The organism is Curtobacterium sp. MCLR17_043 (genome assembly GCF_003224215.1).
GTDB lineage: Bacteria > Actinomycetota > Actinomycetes > Actinomycetales > Microbacteriaceae > Curtobacterium > Curtobacterium flaccumfaciens.
On the sequence record NZ_QKLH01000001.1, the window covers coordinates 128,114 to 144,739 of the forward strand.

The following is a 16,626-nucleotide window of genomic DNA, read 5'->3' on the forward strand; positions in this document are numbered from 1 at the left end:
CGCTTTCGCGGGGGGGGGTGGAGCTACGCGAGCGGCGCGACCGCCACGGGTGCGCCGAGCAGGCGCACGGCGACGGGGTCGCCGGTGGCCCGGCGGTCGCCGACCTCGTGCTGGACGGTCACGACGGTGTCGTCGTCCAGGCGGACGGTGGTGCGGCGGATCGACCCGAGGAAGCTCGAGGTGACGACGGTGCCGGTGATGCCCTCCGGGGCGAAGGCGATGTCCTCCGGCCGGACGTAGGCGAGCACCGGCCCGTCCGGAGCCGAGGAGTCGAGCGCCGGCACCCGGAACCCGTACACGAAGACGTCGCCCCCGCGCAGGTCGCCCTGCAGCCGGTTCGACTGGCCGACGAAGTCCGCCGTGAACGCCGACGACGGGGTGCGGTAGAGCTCCTCGGGCGTGCCGACCTGCTCGATGTCGCCCGCCTGCATCACGGCGATCCGGTCGGAGACGGCGAGCGCCTCCTCTTGGTCGTGGGTGACGAACACGGTGGTGATGCCGAGGTCGCTCTGGATGCGGCGGATCTCGTCGCGCAGCGACACCCGGACCTTCGCGTCCAGGGCCGACAGCGGCTCGTCGAGCAGGAGCACCCGGGGGCGGGTGACCAGGGCACGGGCCAGGGCGACGCGCTGCTGCTGCCCGCCGGAGAGCTGGTGCGGGTACCGCTCGGCGAACTCGCCGAGGCGGACCATGTCGAGGGCCTCGACCACGCGGCTCTTGCGCTCGGCGGCGGGGACCCGGCGCATCTCGAGGCCGAAGGCGACGTTCTGCCGCACCGTCATGTGCGGGAACAGCGAGTACTGCTGGAACACCATGCCGATGTCGCGCTTGTTGACCGGGGTGTCGGCGACGTCATGGCCGTCGATGCGGATGGAGCCGGCGTCGATGGCCTCGAGGCCCGCGAGCGCGCGGAGCGCCGTCGTCTTGCCGCAACCGGACGGGCCGAGGAGCGAGACGAACTCCCCCGGCTCGACACGGAGGGACAGTCCCGCGAGTGCACGGTGTGCGCCGTAGTGCTTCTCGACGGCGTGGAGTTCGACGACGGCACCGGTGGTGGCGAGGGACGCCGGGGCTGCCGGAGCGGTGACGGTCATGCGGACTCCTCGAGGCGGGGACGACGGGTGGTGCGGGTGCGGCGGACTCGGCCCGTGCGACGGGTCCCGATGCGGCCGATGAGGACGAGCAGCACGAAGCCGAACGCGAGCGCGGCGACCGAGAAGATCGCGGCGACGTACGGGTCGGTCCCCTGCACGAGCACGAGCCCGGTCTGGAACGTGCTGCGGGAGAGGAACGCGGCGAGGGTGTACTCGCCGAGGACCACGGTGATCGTGAGGAAGCACGCGGCGGTGATGCCCCGACGCAGGTTCGGCAGGAGCACGCGCCAGGTGACGGTCCACCACGAGGCACCGAGCGACCGGGCCGCCTCGGACAGGACGATCAGGTCCGTCGCGGTGATGGCGGCGGCGATCGGGCGGAACGCGAACGGCAGCGTGATGATCCCGATTGCGAACGCCAGCGTCCAGGAGCCGGATCCGAAGACCTGCGAGACGACCTGGTACACGGGGATGAACCCGACGACGAGCACCACGACCGGCACGGTGATCGGCACGATGCAGACGAACTCCAGGACGCTCCGGAGCCTGGGGTAGCGGAGCGCGGTGATGATCTGGGCGGGCAGCAGCACGAGCAGCACGATCCCGACGGTGATCACGGCGATGAGCAGCGACGCCCCGAGCCCGTCGAACACGGGCTGGTAGGTGAACGCGTTGGCCGGGTCACCGATCGCCGCCCAGTGCGCGAAGGTGAGCCCGCCGTCGGTGCCCTGCCGGAAGGTGAACTGCAGCAGGGCGACCAGCGGCACGGCGAACAGGAGCCCGATCACGGTGAGCACGATCGCTGCCGCACCACGGGACGGGGCCGTGCCGAAGCGGCGGACGCGGGACGGGCCTCCGAGCCGAACCGGCTGCGCCGGGCGGGCCGGACGGACCGGGGCCGCCGCGCTCATCGCTGCCATCTCGCGGCACGGCGCTGCAGCAGCGAGTACGCGCCCATCACGACCGCCATCACGACGACCATGCCGAAGGCGAGCACCCCGGCGACGTTCTGCAAGCCGGCGAGCGTCTCGCTGGTGAGCTGCGTGCGGATCGTCAGCGGCACGATGCCGCCCTGCGAGATCAGGGCCGCGGCGGTGGCGAACGACGAGAAGCCGTTGGCGAAGAGCAGCAGGAGCGACCCCCAGAACGCCGGTGCCAGGACCGGCAACGCAATCCGGCGCCAGTACGTCAGGCGCGAGGCGCCGAGGGTCGCGGCGGCCTCGCCCCACTGGGCCTTGACGCCCTCGAGTGCGGGCATGAACGTGAGGACCATGAGCGGCACCTGGAAGTAGACGTAGGGGATCACGAGCCCGGGCACCGTGTAGAGGAAGGCGCCGTCCGCGTTGAGGTCGACGTGGAAGACCGTGACCAACCACGTCGTGACGAGTCCCTGCACGCCGATCGTGGCGATGAACGCGAACGCGAGCATGACGCCGCCGAACTGGGCGAGGACGCTCGCCGCCGAGTCGATCATCGACCGGACCAGTCCGTCCGGCCGCAGTGCCGAGAGCGCCCAGCAGACGACCGCGCCGAGCACGGCACCGATGACCGCGGAGGCGGCGGACAGGCCGAACGACCCGCCGAACGCCCGCAGCACGGACGGGTCGGCGAAGGCCGCGAGGTTCGCGAACGTGAACGCTCCGGAGCCGTCGAAGAAACCGCTGCCGATCGCGATCACGGCGGGGACCGCGAGGAACAGCAGGACGTAGGCGGCGAAGGGGGTCAGCCCCAGCCAGGCGAGGCCGATGCGGCGCCGGACACGGGGTCCGGCACCGCGTCGGACGGCATCGGCGGACGCTCGTGCGGACGTCGGGCGCACGGGGCTCGTCGCGCTCGTCGCCGGTGCGGCGTCGGTCGCGGCTGTGCCGCTCGCCGCGGGCGCGTCTGCCGATGCGGTGGTCATGCTGCTCAGGACCCCATCGTCGAGGACCACTTGGCCTTGAGCACCTTGGCGGCGTCGGCGACCTGCGCGTCGGTCAGCTCGACGTAGTCCTTCGGTGCGCCACCGGCGGCGTCGAGGGCGTCCTGGTCGACCTTGCCCGACTTCGTCAGCGCGGCGAGGGTGGAGGGGAAGGCGCCGGCCTGCAGGTACAGGTTCTGGACCTCGGGGCTGGCGATGTACTCCTCCCACAGGCGGGCGGCCGCGGGGTGCGGGGCGTCCTTGTTGATGGCCTGCGAGTAGTACGAGCCGAGCGCCTGCCCCTTCGGGACGACGGTCTTCCAGTCCTTGTTGCCACTCGCGCCCGCCGCCGGGCCCCAGGCCAGGTTGTTGTACGACCACTGGACGACGACCGGGGTCTCACCCGAGGCGACGGTGGCCTGCGTCGGCAGCACGTTCTGGAAGTTGCCGGCCTGCTTGAGCTTGCCGAAGAAGGCGACGCCCTTGGTGATGTCGTCGGCCGAGCCGCCGTTCTCCAGCGCCGCCAGGTACACCGCGGACGCCGCCTGGTTCGCCTGCGTCGGGTCGCCGCCGATCGAGACCTTGCCCTTGTACTCGGAGCCGAGCAGGTCCGTCATGTCCTTCGGGGCGTCGGAGATCTTCGACGAGTCGTACCCGATCGACATCAGGCCGGTGTAGTCGCGCGTCCAGGCGCCGTCCTCGTCCTTCAGGTTCGTGGGGATGTCGTCCCAGTTCGCGACCTTGTAGTCGGCGAACAGGTCGAGGTTCTCCTGCAGGACGGCGTTGCCGAGGTCGAGCACGTCGGGGGCGGTGCTCTGGCCCTTCTGCGACTTGACCGCGGCGACCTCGTCGGCGCTCGAGCCGTTCGGGTTCGCGGAGTTGATCTTGATGCCGTACTTCTTGGTGAAGCCGTCGATGATCTTGCCGTAGTTGGCCCACGTCGGCGGGAGCGTGATGACGTTGAGCTGGCCCTCGGCCTTGGCCGCCTTGACCAGGGCGTCCATGCCGCCGGCGGACTGGGCGCTGGTGGTGGTCTTCCAGTCGGCGTCGCCCTTGCTCGTGCTGGCGGAGCTCGTCGAGGAGCATCCGGCGAGGGTGACGACTGCTGCGGCGGCCAGGGCGATGCCGGCCAGGGTGCGCTTGTGCTGCACGGGTGGGCCTTTCGGGTGGGGGAAGGTGCTGCGGGGACCGGGTGTCCGGGTTCTGGTCGATCGTGGACGCGGCCGGTTTCCGGCCCGTGCTCCGGTGGTGAACGACGGCGGAACAGCGGGTGCGGCTGTACGCTTTGCTCGTTCTGGGCGCAGGGTCGCGCCCACACCAGGCCTGGAGGCACGGATGCGGTTCACGACGACGGTCCTGCAAGCGCGGAAGACGGCGACCGGACTCCCCGTCCCGGAGTCCGTCATCGAGGCGCTCGGATCCGGCAAGCGCCCCGCGGTGGTCGTCACGATCGACCGGGGCTACACCTACCGCTCCACCATCGGGGTCATGGACGAGCAGTTCCTGGTGCCGCTGTCGGCCTCGCACCGTGCGGCCGCCGGGATCACCGCCGGGGACACCGTCGAGGTCTCGCTCGAGGTCGACACCCTGCCCCGGACCGTCGACCTGCCGGAGGACCTGGCCGCCGCGCTGCAGGAGGCCGGCGTGCGTGCGGCGTTCGACACCCTGTCGAACTCACGGCAGCGCGCACTCGCCGACCCGGTCGCGCAGGCGAAGGCCCCGGAGACCCGGGCCCGGCGGATCGAGAAGGCCGTGGAGTCGCTGCGGGGGTAGGGGTCGGGGCGGGGTCGGGCGGTCTGGTCGTTCCGGGCGTACCTGGTCGATTCGGGCGTACCTGGTCGGAAGTTCTCGGCAGGTATGCCCGAAAGCGCCAGGTAACGCGGGCGTTTTGGGAAAGAACGGGCGCGCTCAGGCCCCGAGCTCGACCAGGACCCGCGGGATCTCTGTCACGAGCTCGCTCGCCAGGTAGCCGAGCGGACCGACCTGCACCGCGAGCCGGTCACCTGCGGCAGCGTGCACGTAGGACGCCCACGCCACGGCCTGTGCCGGATCGGCGCCGCGGGCGAGCAGGCCGGTGACCGCGCCGGACAGCACGTCGCCACTGCCGCTCGTGCCGAGACCGCCGGAGCCGGTGCCCTTGAGCCACGCCCGACCCTGCGGTGTGGCGATGGAGTCGCCGAGGGCCACGACCGCTCCGAAGCGGTTCGCGATCGCCACGGCGTCGGCCACGTCGTCGTCGCTGCACTCCCGCCCGAGCAGGCGTTCGGCCTCGCCGGAGTTCGGCGTCATCACGAGCCGTCCACGCAGCGGTTCCAGGCGGTCCCGCACGTCGGCGGCCACCCCGAGGGCGAAGGCGTCGAGCACGACGGTGGTCTGCGGACCGACGACGTCGGCGAGTTCGGCCACGAGGTCACGCGAACCGTCCGGCTCGTCGAGCCCCGGCCCGACCAGCACCGCGTCGGCGCTCGAGGCGCTGTCCGCGATGCCCTCGATCGCACCGACGGCGATGTGTCCGTCCTGGTCCTCGTCGAGTGGTTCGACCCCGGACTCGGGCACCGCGACCGCGACCTCGTTCGCCACGCTCCGGCCGACCGCCAGGGTGAGGCGACCGGCGCCGACGCGGAGTGCGGCGAGCGCGGAGAGCATCGCCGCACCGGGGGTCCGAGCGGCGCCGCCGACGATGAGCACCTGCCCGCGGCCGTACTTGCCGGCACCGGGTTCGGGCAGTGGCCAGTCCCGCAGGAAGTTCGGGGTGACGGGTTCAGTGGACATGTTCGTCGTCCTTCCGGCCGGTGTGCTGGGTGACCTCGTCGTCGTCCAGGTGTCCGACGGAGGAGAACTCTTCGAGCACCCACGGCGATCCGGCATCGTCGCGACGGAGTCGCGTGAGAGAGGCGTTCGCGACGGCGTGGGTCCGGGCGAACTCCATGAGCGCCGGCTCGTCGAGGTCGAGGCACACCGCGACGGCGAGCATCACCACGGCGTCGTGCGCGGCGATCACCAGGCGCTCGGCGCCGTCGACCCGCTCGACATCGCCGAGGAGCGACCGGAGCCGGAGCATCACGTCCGCCCACGACTCCCCGCCCGCCGGCCGGTGGTAGTACTTGCCAAGCCACTGCCGCCGGCGTTCCTCGTCCGGGTACCGGTTGCGGACGCCCTGCAGGGTCAGTAGGTCGAGGACGCCGAGTTCACGGTCGCGCAGCCGCTCGTCCACCCGCTTCTCGGGTTCGGTGATGCCGGCTGCCTCGAGCGCGATCGCGATGGTCTGTTGTGCGCGGAGGTACGGCGACACCCACAGCGCGACGGGGACGTCGTCGATCCCGCGGTCGGCGAGCTCCTGCCCGAGGGCCCGGGACTGATCGGTGCCGAGCGGGCTGAGCGGGACGTCGGCGTCCCGGAACTCGACGTCGATCACGTCCTCACCCGCGGCTTCGGCCCGAGCCGCCGCGACGTTCGCGACCGATTCGCCGTGACGGACGAGCCAGATCTCCTGCACTGCCATGCCGCCACGCTAGCCAGAGCGTGCTGTGCCGGTTCACCGGCGCCGGACGATCACCCCGTGCGGTGCCGGACGGTCGCCCCGCGCGGCGCCGGACGGTCAGCCCGTCCGGAGTCGGACGGTCACCCCGTACGGAGCCGAGCGCTCCGGACCGGTCGGACCGCGCACGGGAGCCCCGCCGCCCGGAGTCGCAGCGCCAGCGCATCGAGGTCGAACAGGTCTCGCCACTCGAGCCGGATGATCGTCCGCACACCCGGCACGGTGAGCAAGCGACCGTGCCGCCGCTTCTCGTCGAGGAACACCTCGGTCGGACTCCGGCCGCCCAGGTAGCGCTCCTGCGAGTACTTGGCCCGTCCGTCGATCTCGACGATGACCCCGTGGTCCGGGAACCAGAAGTCGACTGCGGACCGACGTCCGTCGACGACGAACTCCTGCTGCAGCACCGGGTCCGGAAGCCCGAGCTCCCGGAACACGACCCGAGCGATCGACTCGGCCGGTGACCCGGACCGAGCATCGGCCAGGTCGAGCACCTGCTGCGCCAGGGCTCGGGCGCGGGCCTTCGGAGGAACCGCTCGTCGGAGGTCGGCGTCGTCGAACCCACGTCGCAGCGCGGCGTCCGCGATGACGACGCCCGCCCGCAGGTCGCCGGTCATCGCCACGTCGACGACGGTCCGGGGGACGGAGGTGACCGCGATCGCACCGACCGTGGCCCGTTCGCCCCGACCGACGGGTCTCGTGTGCAGGACCAGCTCGGCGCTCCGGCCCCGGTACATCGACTCCGGCACCGTCGCATGCACCGGGACGTCCCACCCGCCGAGCGCTGGGAGGTCGTGCAGGGCCGCCGCGGACAGGTGCGAGGCCGTCGCCTGCGTGCCGAGTCGACCGAGCCGCGCGAAGACCCGGGTGACGTACCGCTGACGAGGCCCGGCGGCGTCCCACGCGGCACCGTCGACGAAGGCGTTCGGTCCGACCCGGACCAGGCGGCCGACACCCTGGGTCCGGGTCCGGCGGCGCAGGGTGGTGGCATCGAGGCCGGCCTCGTGCATGGCGGAGGCTCGGAGGATGGGCAGCGACTCGTTCATGCACGTGACGATGCCGGACCGGCCATCCGTTCCGGAGGCCGATGTCGGGAACTGTGGACGGGCCTCCAGGCCTGGACGGTTGTGGAGGGGAGACGTTCCTTCCCAGAACGGCCGCGATGCCAAGCGAAATCGGGCATACCTGGCCAGAAGTTCCGACCAGGTACGCCCGATTCGACCAGCTACGCCCGATTCCACCCGGCCCGGCCCGCGCCCGCACCCCACCCGCACCCCACGCAACACGGCGCCGGACGGAACGCACCCGTGTCCCGTCCGGCGCCGCGGTCTCTCCCCGACCGAACGCCGGCCCGCTGCCTCAGGCCCGACGCACGCGCAGCGTCACGATCTCGAACGGCCGCAGGGTCAGCACGACGGGCTCCCCGGCCGACCACGAGCGCTCCAGCGGCCGTTCGAGCAGGTCGACCTGCGCCACCGACGCAGCGTCGAACCCGAAGGTGACCCCGACGTCAGCAGCCCGGCCCCCGAGTCCTTCGTACAGTCGCACGACGACGTCTCCGGAGCGGTCCTCGGCGAGCTTGACGGCCTCGACGAACACCTGCGGCGACGACACCGTGACGAGCGGCGCGACCTCGGACGACCCGGGGACGCTCCGCACCGGCAGGTTCAGCCGGTACCCGGAGTCGGCGGCGTCGAGCACCGAGGCCCCGATCCGCAGCACCGTCCGGAACACGTGGTGCCCCTGGTCGGCGTTCGGGTCCGGGAACGTCGGTCCGCGCAGCAGCGACTCCCGCACGAGCGTGGTGATCCCGCCGTCCGGCCGGGTCTCGCGCGTGATGTCGTGGCCGTAGGTCGAGTCGTTCGCCACGGCGACGCCGAACCCGGGCTCCGCGACGTGCACCCAGCGGTGTGCCGAGGTCTCGAAGCGGGCGTGGTCCCACGAGGTGTTCTGGTGCGTCGGCCGGTCGATGTGCCCGAACTGGATCTCGCTCGAGGCCGACGACGCGAGCACGTCGATCGGGAACGCGAGCTTCAACAGCTTCTGGTGCTCGTGCCAGTCGACCTCGGTCTCGACGGTCAGCTCCGGTTCGCCCTGCACGGCGGAGTAGCGCGTGGTGAGCGTCGACGATCCGAAGGACCGTTCCACGACGAGCTCGTCGCCTGCGATCGCGACCGACGACGCCGACAGCACCGTGCCGTTGCGCTGGTACGCGCGGTCGATGTCCCAGGCCTCCCACTGGTTCGGGGTGTCCCGGAAGACCGTGTACTCCGCCGCCGCAGCGCCTGGTGCGATCGCGTCGCGTCCGGTGGCGTGATCGACGAACGAGACGACGTGGCCGGCAGCGTCGATGGTCGCGGTGACGACGCCGGTGTCGAAGACGAAGCGGTCGCCGCTCCGGACGGGAGGCACGGGTCGCGGTGCGTGGACGACCGAACCTGCCAGGGCGGTCATGTCCCCTGCCGCGACCGGCGAGGCGTTGAAGCGCACGACCGACGCGGCGTCGTCGGCAGCGCCGACGAGCGCCGTCGTCGCACTGCCGATCAGCCCCTCGAGCACCTCGGCGACCCGGGCGTACTGCTCCTCGGCGTTCTCGTACACCCACGCGATCGAGGACCCGGGCAGGATGTCGTGGAACTGCTGCAACAGGACGGTGTGCCAGGCGTCCTCGAGTTCGGCGTACGGGTACTCGCTGCCGAGCCGGACCGCCGCCGTCGCCGCCCAGAGCTCGGCTTCGCGGAGCAGGTGCTCGGAGCGGCGGTTGCCCTGCTTCGTGCGGATCTGCGACGTGTAGGTGCCGCGGTGGAACTCGAGGTACATCTCCCCCGACCAGACCCCGGGTGTCGGCAGCTCGGCTTCGAGCTGCTCGAACACCTGCGCCGGCGTGCCGAGTGTGACGTGGGGCGACCCGTCGAGGTCGTGCTGGCGGTGTGCGGCGCCGACCATCTCGCGGGTGGGACCGCCACCGCCGTCGCCGAAGCCGTACAGCAGCATCGAGGTGTTCGCGGTGCCGCGTTCCTTGTTGTTCCGTTCGCCGCGGCGCAGGTCGGCGGGCGAGACGTCGGAGTTGTAGGTGTCGGCCGGGGGCAGGTGCGTCAGGACGCGCGAGCCGTCGATGCCCTCCCAGTGGAACGAGGTGTGCGGGATGACGTTCGTCTCGTTCCACGACGGCTTCTGGGTGACGAACCACTTCGACCCGGCGGCGCGGACGATCTGCGGCAGGGCGCCCGAGTAGCCGAACGAGTCGGGGAGCCAGGCCTCGGGGGTGTCGATGCCGAACTCCTCGAGGAAGAAGCGCTTGCCGGCGACGAACTGGCGCGCCAGGGCCTCACCGCCGGGCAGGTTGGTGTCCGACTCGACCCACATGCCGCCGACGGGGATCCACCGGCCCTCGGCGACGCGCTGCTTGATGCGGGTCCAGATGGACGGGTACTCGTCGCGGATCCACGCGTACTGCTGCGCGGACGAGCAGGCGAAGGTGAAGTCGGGGTCGCGGTCCATCAGGTCGAGCACGTTCGAGAACGTCCGGGCGCACTTGCGCTTCGTCTCGCGCACGGGCCACAGCCAGGCGGAGTCGATGTGGGCGTGCCCGACGGCGATCGCGCGGTGGGCGGCGGGACTGGCGGGGACGGCGAGCACGGGCGCCAGGACCTGACGGGCGTCCGCGGCGGTGCCGGCGACGTCGTCCGGGTCCAGGGCGTCGGCGGCGCGTTCGAGTGCCCGCAGGATGTCGGCGCCGCGGGTGCCGTCGGTGGGGAGCTCGGCCATCAGCCCGCGCAGCACCCAGAGGTCCTGCTGCAGTTCCCACACGGTGTCGTCGCGCTCGACGACCTCGAGGGCCTTCAGGCGGTAGATCGGGTCGTCGCCGGCGGTGGAGCGCGAGCCGAGCGGCGTCGCACCCTGGAACGAGTCGCCGCCGATGTCCGGGTTCGCCCCGGCCTCGATCCAGAGTTCGAAGGCCTCCCCCGGGCCGACCTCGAGCGGCACGGTGTCGTTCCGCGGCTCGATCGCCTTGATCGTGGAGCCGTCGGCGCGGAACGCGAGTCCCTCGGCCTGGAACCCGGGCTGCCGCTTGGTGAACCCCAGGTCGACGAGGAGCTCGGCGGTGGTCCCCGGCGCGGTGCCGAAGTCCGCCGGCACGGTCCCGGTCACCCGGAACCACGTCGTGCCCCACGGGCGTCCGCCCCAGTGCGACCCCACCGTGAACGGTGTGTACGTCTCGCCCACGGCGGCGTCGAACGGCACCGGTTCGCCCGGCACCTCCCACGCCTCGATCGTCACCGGGGCCGAGCGACGGAGGACGGCGGGGTCGACACGGTCGCGCACGAGGCGGGCGATCCGGGCCTCGACGAGCGGTTCGTCCTGGTGCATGTGTTTCCTTTCGAGAGTGTGCCGGGGTGGACCGGCGGATCAGCCCTTGATGCCGCCGGCGAGGGCGTTGCCGCCGCCGAGGCCTCGGGACACGATCACGTAGAGGGCGATGACGGGCACGGAGTAGACGATCGAGAACGCGGCGAGCTGGCCGTACGCCACCGCCCCGTTCTGCCCGAAGAAGTTGAAGATGCTCACCGCGGCGGGCACCTTCTCGGGCGAGAGCAGCAGGACGAAGGGGACGAAGAAGTTCCCCCACGCCTGGATGAACACGAAGATGAACACGACCGCGATGCCCGGACGCATGAGCGGGATCACGATGCGGGTCAGGGTGGTGAGCATCGAGGCGCCGTCGGTCCACGCCGCCTCTTCCAGCGAGATCGGCACCGAGTCCATGAAGTTCTTCGCCATCCAGATCGCCATCGGCAGCGACGTGGCGGCGAGGAAGAAGATGCAGCCCCACACGTTGTCGATCAGGTTGAGCGACACGAACAGTGCGTAGACGGGCACCATCATCGCGGTGATCGGCAGGCCGGTGCCGAACAGGATGCTGTACAGGAACGGCTTGTTGACCCGCATCTTGTACCGGGACAGCGGGTACGCGGCGAGCAGGGCGAACACCACGGTGACGACCGCGGTGCCGCCGGAGAGCAGCAGGCTGTTCGCGAGCGGGATGAACGACAGCTCGGGGGTGAGCACCTTCGCGAAGTTGTCGAGCGTGAACTGCGAGGGCAGCTTCACCGACAGCGAGGCCTGGGTGTCGAACGAGGCGAGCACGAGCCAGAGCAGCGGCACCGCGAAGCACACCGCGATGACGAGCAGCACGACGTTCGACACCCACCGCATGGTGCGGCCGCGCGGGGACGTCATGTGCATCGACCCCGGTGCGGTCACCGAGCGGGTCGTGGTCTGGTCGAGGGACGGGGCTGTCATGGCCATCAGTCCACCTCCGGCTTGAGGGCCCGGATGTAGATGATCGAGAAGACCGCCCCCACCACGAGCAGGATGGTCGCGATCGCCGTCCCGAAGCCGAGCTGCGAGAACTTGAACGCCTCCTGGTACGCCAGGATCGGCAGGGTCGACGAGTTCGTGCCCGGGCCGCCGCCGGTCATCACGAAGATCAGCGTGAAGACCGACAGGGTCTGCAACGTCGTGAGCATGAGGTTCGTCGAGATGCTCCGGCGGATCACCGGGAGCGTGATGTAGACGAGCCGCTGCCAGCCGGTGGCTCCGTCGACCTCGGCGGACTCGGTGATCTCCTCGGGGACCTCCTGCACGGCGGCCGAGTAGACGAGCATCGAGAACGCGGTGCCGCGCCAGATGTTCGCCAGGATCACGGCGAGCATCGGGTACGTGTAGAGCCAGTTCGCGCCGGTGATCCCGATCGAGGCGAGGAACGTGTTGAGTGTCCCCTCGTCGTTGAAGAACGCGTACGCCGCGAAGGACGCCACGATCTCGGGCAGGACCCACGCCGCCACCACGAAGGTGCCGACGATCGCCCGGACGGCCTTGTTCGCCGAGCGCATCAGCAGGGCCAGTCCGAGGCCGAGCACGTTCTGTCCCACCACGGCCGAGGCCAGCAGGAAGACGACGGTCAGGATGACGGACTTCGGGAAGTCCGGGTCCTGGAACAGCTCGACGTAGTTCTGGAACCCGACGAACTGCTGGTCGGCCGCGCTGGCGCCGGTCAGGGCCGAGTTGGTGAAGGACCCGTAGAACGACGAGATGACGGGGCCCAGCAGGAAGATGACGAGGAGGACCAGGGCGGGGATGAGCGGAACCGCTCGTCCGACGTTCCGCAGCGGTCGCCGCTTGCGCGGCACGGGTGGATCGGTGCGCTTCGGCGCACCGGGCGCCGACAGCGTCGGCGCGAGGGGGGTGCTGGACACGATGGGTGCCTTCCGGGTGCGGAGGGGTTCCGAAGGTGGGGAAGGACGGACGGGAGGCGCGGTGCGGGACCGCCCCGCGCCTCCAGTCCGTCAGTGGGTGACGTCCGTCAACCAGCGGAGACGGTGTTCTCCTTGCCGACCACCTGCGTGACGGCCTTGTCGTAGGCGGCAGCCGCGTCCTTCGGCGACTGCTGACCGGTCATGACCGCTTCCATCGCGACCTGGATCGCGTTGGACACCTGCGAGTAGTCACTCGTCGCCGGGCGGAAGTTGGTATTCTCCACCAGCCCCGAGAAGAACTTGAACGTCGGGTTCGCCGCCGTGTAGGCCGGGTCGTCCGCGACGTCCTTCCGGACGGCGATCTGGCTGTTCTCGGTGTCGTACTTCAGCGAACCGTCCTTGTCGAGGAAGCTCGTGATGAAGTCGAACGCCGCCTGCGGGTTCTTCGACTTCGCGCCGACCGCCAGGGTCCAGCCGCCGGACATCGAGTTGTAGCCGGGAGCTTGCCCGTTCTGGGTCGGCATGGGTGCCTGGCCCATCACGTCGTTCCACTCGGGCCACGGCGCGGTGCCGGACTTCAGCCACGTGCCGGACTGCCACGAACCGTCCAGGTCGATCGCGAGCTTGCCCTTCGGCAGCCACGTCTGGGCGATGGTCGTGCCGACGTTCGTGTCGAGCGCCTGCTGCGGTGTCGGGCCGAGGCCGCCCTGGTAGACGTCCTTCACGAACTTGAGCGAGTCCTCGAACTGCTTCGAGCCGGTGACCCACTTCTTGTCCTTGTACAGGGTGTTGCCGGAGCCGTCGGCGCCGTACAGGAGCATCTCGAAGCCCTGCATGGTCGAGGCCTCGCCCTGCGCCTTGCCCGAGTAGATGTTGAACGGGATGACGTCGGGCTGCTTGTCCTTGATGGTCTTCGCCGCCGCGAGCACGTCGTCCCACGTCTTCGGCTTCCACGGGACGTCGAGCCCGGCCTTCTTGAAGATGTCCTTGTTGTACCAGAGGGCTCGGGTGTCGGTGCCCATCGGGACACCGTAGATCTTGCCGTCGTCACCCTGACCGGCCTGCTTGGCGTTGTCGAAGAACTGGTCCCACTCGTCCCACTTGTCCGTGTACTTGTCGAGTGGCAGCAGGTAGCCCGCCTCGGCATCGGCCTTGACGAGGAACGTGTCCTCGTACATGACGTCCGGGGCGGTGGCCGGCGCCTTGTTCATGAGCGCGAGCTTCGTGTAGTAGTCGTTGCCCTGCGCCTGGATTGGCACGAGGGTGACCTTCTTGCCGGGGTTGTCCTTCTCGTACTGCTTCTTGACGACCTTCATCTGGGCGTCGAGCTGCTGGAAGGCGCCGAACTTCTGGTACGCGATCTTGATCGTGTCGCTCGAGGCGGACCCCGAGCTCGAGCAGCCAGCCAGACCGACTGCGGCCACGGCCACAGCTGCGAGTCCGGCGATGATGCGGGTGCGTTTCATCGGTGCTCCTTTGCACGGGTGATGTCCGCGGGCACCATCGCCCGCGCGCAGGATTAGTCCACCGTATTGACTTAACCGTGTCAAGGAGTTTCTCGGGCCGATTCGGGCCTACCGGGTCGAATCGGGCGTACCGGGCGGAATCGGGCGTACCGAGCGGAAACGGGCGTACCGGGTCGGAAGTTTCGACCAGGTACGCCCGATCCCGCTTCCCATCGCGTGCGTTCTGGGAAGGAACGTCCGTCAGGAGATCGGGGTCGCGCTCCCCGTCACCGTGATCCCGCCGGCCTCGGGCACGTCCACGAGCAGCAGACTCGGACGCCCGACGTGTCGCCCCTGCCGGATCGTGATGCGGTCGCCCGGCTGCACTGCACCGATCTGCCGCAGGTACGCCCCGGTGGACGCCGCCGCCGATCCCGTCGCCGGGTCCTCGGTGATGCGCCCGGCGGGGAACAGGTTGCGCGCCTCGTACTCCCGGTCGCCGGTGCGGTGCAGTACCGTGACCGTCCCCGCCCAGCCGGCCTCGCGCTTGAGCTCGGCGAGGGGCCCCGGCGCGAACCGGAACTGGTGGAACAGCTCGCCGTCGTGCAGCACGAGCACCGGGTGCCAGTTGCCGGCGAAGGACTCCAGCACCGGGAACCCCGCAGCGACATCCGCGGCCGAGAGTCCGAGCAGGTCGAACAGCCGCGCCAGCAGAGCGGGGTCGATGTCCCGTGTCCACGGCTCGACGCTCGTCATCGCGACCTGCACCGACCCTTCCGCGCCGACGGTGGCGTCGAGGGTGACCTCGCCGGCCAGGGTCGTGAACACCCGGCGGCCCGGCCCCTCGCGCTCGGCCAGCGCGACGGCCAGTGCGACGGTGGCGTGCCCGCAGAACGGCACCTCGGCGCTCGGCGAGAAGTAGCGGACCCGCGGCACGGTCGACGTCGCACCCACGACGAATGCGGTCTCGGGGTACCCGACCTGCCGGGCGATCGCGAGCATCTGGGCGTCGGACAGCCCGGCCGCGTCGAGCACGAGCCCGGCGGGGTTGCCACCGCCCGGCTCGGCGGCGAAGGCGGTGTACCGGAGGATCTCCTGCTGCATGCCCCGACGCTACTGCGGCGTCACGACCGGGTGCGCGGGCCGATCACCGACGGGTGGCCCGGACTGCTGCGGTGCCGCGGGTGGCTCCGAGGGCAGTGCGAGGAACACGGCGAGCGCGATGTTGCCGGCGGGCACGAGGTACAGCAGGACCCACCACCCGGAGCGGTTCGTGTCGTGGAGCCGCCGCACCGCGATGGCGATCCAGGGCAGCAGCGCCGCGAGTCCGACGACCACGAAGACCCCCAGTGCGATCTGGGCGAAGACCGGCATCGACGTGAGCAGGAACCACCAGACCGGGAACGGGTTGAAGGACTGCATCGCCTGGTCGAGGACGCGCGTCTCGTCCGGGCTCGGCATCGGTGGCGGCGTCATGAAGAGTCCGATGCCGTACACGATGTTGATCGCCGCGGAGATGATCGCCCACCACAGCGCCCACCACCAGAACTCGGCACGAGCGGCACGACCGCGGAACACGACGTACCCCCGCCAGAACCGCGAGAACGAGGCGGGGAAGGTGGCCTGGTGCCAGGGGACTCCGACCGGTGGCTGCTGCGTCTGGTGCACCGAACCTGCTTACCGGGGCGACCTGGGCACTCCTGAGTACTCCTCGGCAGGCCCGGCGCGGCGGGTGGGGGTAACCCCCGACCACTTCCGGGTGCGCACGTGATGTTTCAGCGCCGCGTCCGTCGTGAGACTGGTTCCATGAGCACCGACACGCGCCCCACCACCGCCCGCCGCACCCTCCGGATCGCCCTCGCCTCCACCGCCGGGGTGTCCGCCCTGCTGCTGACCGCCGGCTGCAGCGCGATCCAGGACATCGTGCCGAACAAGACCCCGCAGAAGCACTTCGACGCGTACTCCGACGCCCCGCGCTCCGGGGAGTCCGAGGACCTGGCCTTCTTCATGCCGAAGTGGGTGCCGAAGGACGCGAAGGACATCGACGTGCGCCTCCACGTCTCCCAGCCCGGGTACGTCATCGGGTTCGCCTCGAAGGACGGCGTCGACGTGGACGACTGCACCCCGCTCGACGAGTCGTACGGCGGCACGGCGATGACCGCCGACTTCCTGCCCGAGGAGCTCCCGACGAAGGGCCTCGTCACCTGCGGCGACGGCCGCGCGGTCACCGAGATCGACGGCCGCTGGTACGGCTGGACCACGAAGGACGCCATCCCGGGTCAGGACGACACCCAGACCATGCACGGGTCGGCGGACTGACCGCAGCCGCCCACCGGCCTGGAGGCGCGGGGCGGCCCCGCACCGCGCCTCCCGTCCGTCACGCGGTCGCGCC

Annotated in this window: 15 protein-coding genes; 2 read left to right on the forward strand and 13 right to left on the reverse strand. The window is 70.7% G+C overall.

All coding sequences use genetic code 11. The features are described 5' to 3' along the window. Positions 1-23: 23 nt before the first annotated feature. The 4 genes from DEJ03_RS00660 to DEJ03_RS00675 are packed head-to-tail and all read right to left on the reverse strand — an operon-like array spanning position 24 to position 4,145. Positions 24-1,094, reverse strand: coding sequence for an ABC transporter ATP-binding protein (locus tag DEJ03_RS00660; protein ID WP_110863146.1), 1,071 nt, complete (start codon positions 1,092-1,094; stop codon positions 24-26). Next, positions 1,091-2,005: an ABC transporter permease gene (locus DEJ03_RS00665; protein WP_181422563.1), complete on the reverse strand. Its 915-nt coding sequence runs from the start codon at positions 2,003-2,005 to the stop codon at positions 1,091-1,093. Before DEJ03_RS00665 ends, DEJ03_RS00660 begins: the two co-directional genes overlap by 4 nt. Beyond that, positions 2,002-2,997, reverse strand: coding sequence for an ABC transporter permease subunit (locus tag DEJ03_RS00670; RefSeq protein ID WP_258370435.1), 996 nt, complete (start codon positions 2,995-2,997; stop codon positions 2,002-2,004). The genes DEJ03_RS00665 and DEJ03_RS00670 overlap by 4 nt, the downstream gene beginning before the upstream one ends. A 5-nt stretch (positions 2,998-3,002) precedes the next feature. Next, positions 3,003-4,145 carry an ABC transporter substrate-binding protein gene (locus tag DEJ03_RS00675; protein WP_110863149.1) on the reverse strand — a complete coding sequence of 381 codons (1,143 nt, stop codon included), beginning with the start codon at positions 4,143-4,145 and terminating at the stop codon, positions 3,003-3,005. Positions 4,146-4,329: 184 nt separating this feature from the next. On the opposite strand from DEJ03_RS00675, the gene DEJ03_RS00680 reads away from it, so the two are divergent. After that, positions 4,330-4,767 (forward strand): YdeI/OmpD-associated family protein, encoded by a 438-nt coding sequence (locus tag DEJ03_RS00680; RefSeq protein WP_110863150.1) that lies wholly within the window; start codon positions 4,330-4,332, stop codon positions 4,765-4,767. A gap of 135 nt (positions 4,768-4,902) precedes the next feature. Here DEJ03_RS00680 and DEJ03_RS00685 read toward each other — a convergent pair whose 3' ends face one another. From DEJ03_RS00685 to DEJ03_RS00725, 9 genes are all read right to left on the reverse strand, one after another. Beyond that, a complete protein-coding gene (locus DEJ03_RS00685; RefSeq protein WP_110863151.1) occupies positions 4,903-5,766 on the reverse strand; it encodes an NAD(P)H-hydrate dehydratase in 864 nt (287 codons plus the stop codon). Further along, entirely contained in the window at positions 5,756-6,496 is a 741-nt protein-coding gene (locus tag DEJ03_RS00690) for a histidine phosphatase family protein (RefSeq protein WP_110863152.1), read from the reverse strand. Before DEJ03_RS00690 ends, DEJ03_RS00685 begins: the two co-directional genes overlap by 11 nt. Positions 6,497-6,615: 119 nt before the next feature. Continuing rightward, positions 6,616-7,575: a hypothetical protein gene (locus DEJ03_RS00695; RefSeq protein WP_110863153.1), complete on the reverse strand. Its 960-nt coding sequence runs from the start codon at positions 7,573-7,575 to the stop codon at positions 6,616-6,618. Positions 7,576-7,888: 313 nt separating this feature from the next. After that, positions 7,889-10,900 (reverse strand): glycoside hydrolase family 38 C-terminal domain-containing protein, encoded by a 3,012-nt coding sequence (locus DEJ03_RS00700; protein WP_110863154.1) that lies wholly within the window; start codon positions 10,898-10,900, stop codon positions 7,889-7,891. Positions 10,901-10,939: 39 nt separating this feature from the next. Beyond that, the gene (locus tag DEJ03_RS00705; protein WP_371830315.1) at positions 10,940-11,833 is read right to left on the reverse strand and encodes a carbohydrate ABC transporter permease; all 894 of its coding nucleotides are present in this window, start codon (positions 11,831-11,833) and stop codon (positions 10,940-10,942) included. Between the two features lie 5 nt (positions 11,834-11,838). Next, positions 11,839-12,789: a carbohydrate ABC transporter permease gene (locus DEJ03_RS00710; RefSeq protein ID WP_027466664.1), complete on the reverse strand. Its 951-nt coding sequence runs from the start codon at positions 12,787-12,789 to the stop codon at positions 11,839-11,841. A 107-nt stretch (positions 12,790-12,896) separates the two neighbouring features. Continuing rightward, complete coding sequence (locus DEJ03_RS00715; RefSeq protein ID WP_110863155.1) at positions 12,897-14,255, reverse strand: extracellular solute-binding protein; 1,359 nt, start codon at positions 14,253-14,255, stop codon at positions 12,897-12,899. Between the two features lie 240 nt (positions 14,256-14,495). Continuing rightward, positions 14,496-15,338: a PhzF family phenazine biosynthesis protein gene (locus DEJ03_RS00720; protein WP_110863156.1), complete on the reverse strand. Its 843-nt coding sequence runs from the start codon at positions 15,336-15,338 to the stop codon at positions 14,496-14,498. Positions 15,339-15,347: 9 nt separating this feature from the next. After that, positions 15,348-15,902 carry a DUF805 domain-containing protein gene (locus tag DEJ03_RS00725; RefSeq protein WP_110863157.1) on the reverse strand — a complete coding sequence of 185 codons (555 nt, stop codon included), beginning with the start codon at positions 15,900-15,902 and terminating at the stop codon, positions 15,348-15,350. Positions 15,903-16,040: 138 nt separating this feature from the next. On the opposite strand from DEJ03_RS00725, the gene DEJ03_RS00730 reads away from it, so the two are divergent. Then, positions 16,041-16,553, forward strand: a complete 513-nt coding sequence (locus tag DEJ03_RS00730) for a hypothetical protein (protein WP_181422564.1) — start codon at positions 16,041-16,043, stop codon at positions 16,551-16,553. The last annotated feature ends 73 nt before the right edge of the window (positions 16,554-16,626 follow it).

Excerpts from the sequence above, each read along its gene's own strand:
- DEJ03_RS00665 (WP_181422563.1), bottom strand. The coding sequence starts at position 2,005 with ATGAGCGCGGCGGCCCCGGTCCGTCCGGCCCGCCCGGCGCAGCCGGTT.
- DEJ03_RS00685 (WP_110863151.1), bottom strand. The coding sequence starts at position 5,766 with ATGTCCACTGAACCCGTCACCCCGAACTTCCTGCGGGACTGGCCACTG.
- DEJ03_RS00660 (WP_110863146.1), bottom strand. The coding sequence starts at position 1,094 with ATGACCGTCACCGCTCCGGCAGCCCCGGCGTCCCTCGCCACCACCGGT.
- DEJ03_RS00715 (WP_110863155.1), bottom strand. The coding sequence starts at position 14,255 with ATGAAACGCACCCGCATCATCGCCGGACTCGCAGCTGTGGCCGTGGCC.
- DEJ03_RS00695 (WP_110863153.1), bottom strand. The coding sequence starts at position 7,575 with ATGAACGAGTCGCTGCCCATCCTCCGAGCCTCCGCCATGCACGAGGCC.
- DEJ03_RS00690 (WP_110863152.1), bottom strand. The coding sequence starts at position 6,496 with ATGGCAGTGCAGGAGATCTGGCTCGTCCGTCACGGCGAATCGGTCGCG.
- DEJ03_RS00705 (WP_371830315.1), bottom strand. The coding sequence starts at position 11,833 with ATGACAGCCCCGTCCCTCGACCAGACCACGACCCGCTCGGTGACCGCA.
- DEJ03_RS00730 (WP_181422564.1), top strand. The coding sequence starts at position 16,041 with ATGAGCACCGACACGCGCCCCACCACCGCCCGCCGCACCCTCCGGATC.
- DEJ03_RS00720 (WP_110863156.1), bottom strand. The coding sequence starts at position 15,338 with ATGCAGCAGGAGATCCTCCGGTACACCGCCTTCGCCGCCGAGCCGGGC.
- DEJ03_RS00700 (WP_110863154.1), bottom strand. The coding sequence starts at position 10,900 with ATGCACCAGGACGAACCGCTCGTCGAGGCCCGGATCGCCCGCCTCGTG.
- DEJ03_RS00680 (WP_110863150.1), top strand. The coding sequence starts at position 4,330 with ATGCGGTTCACGACGACGGTCCTGCAAGCGCGGAAGACGGCGACCGGA.
- DEJ03_RS00670 (WP_258370435.1), bottom strand. The coding sequence starts at position 2,997 with ATGACCACCGCATCGGCAGACGCGCCCGCGGCGAGCGGCACAGCCGCG.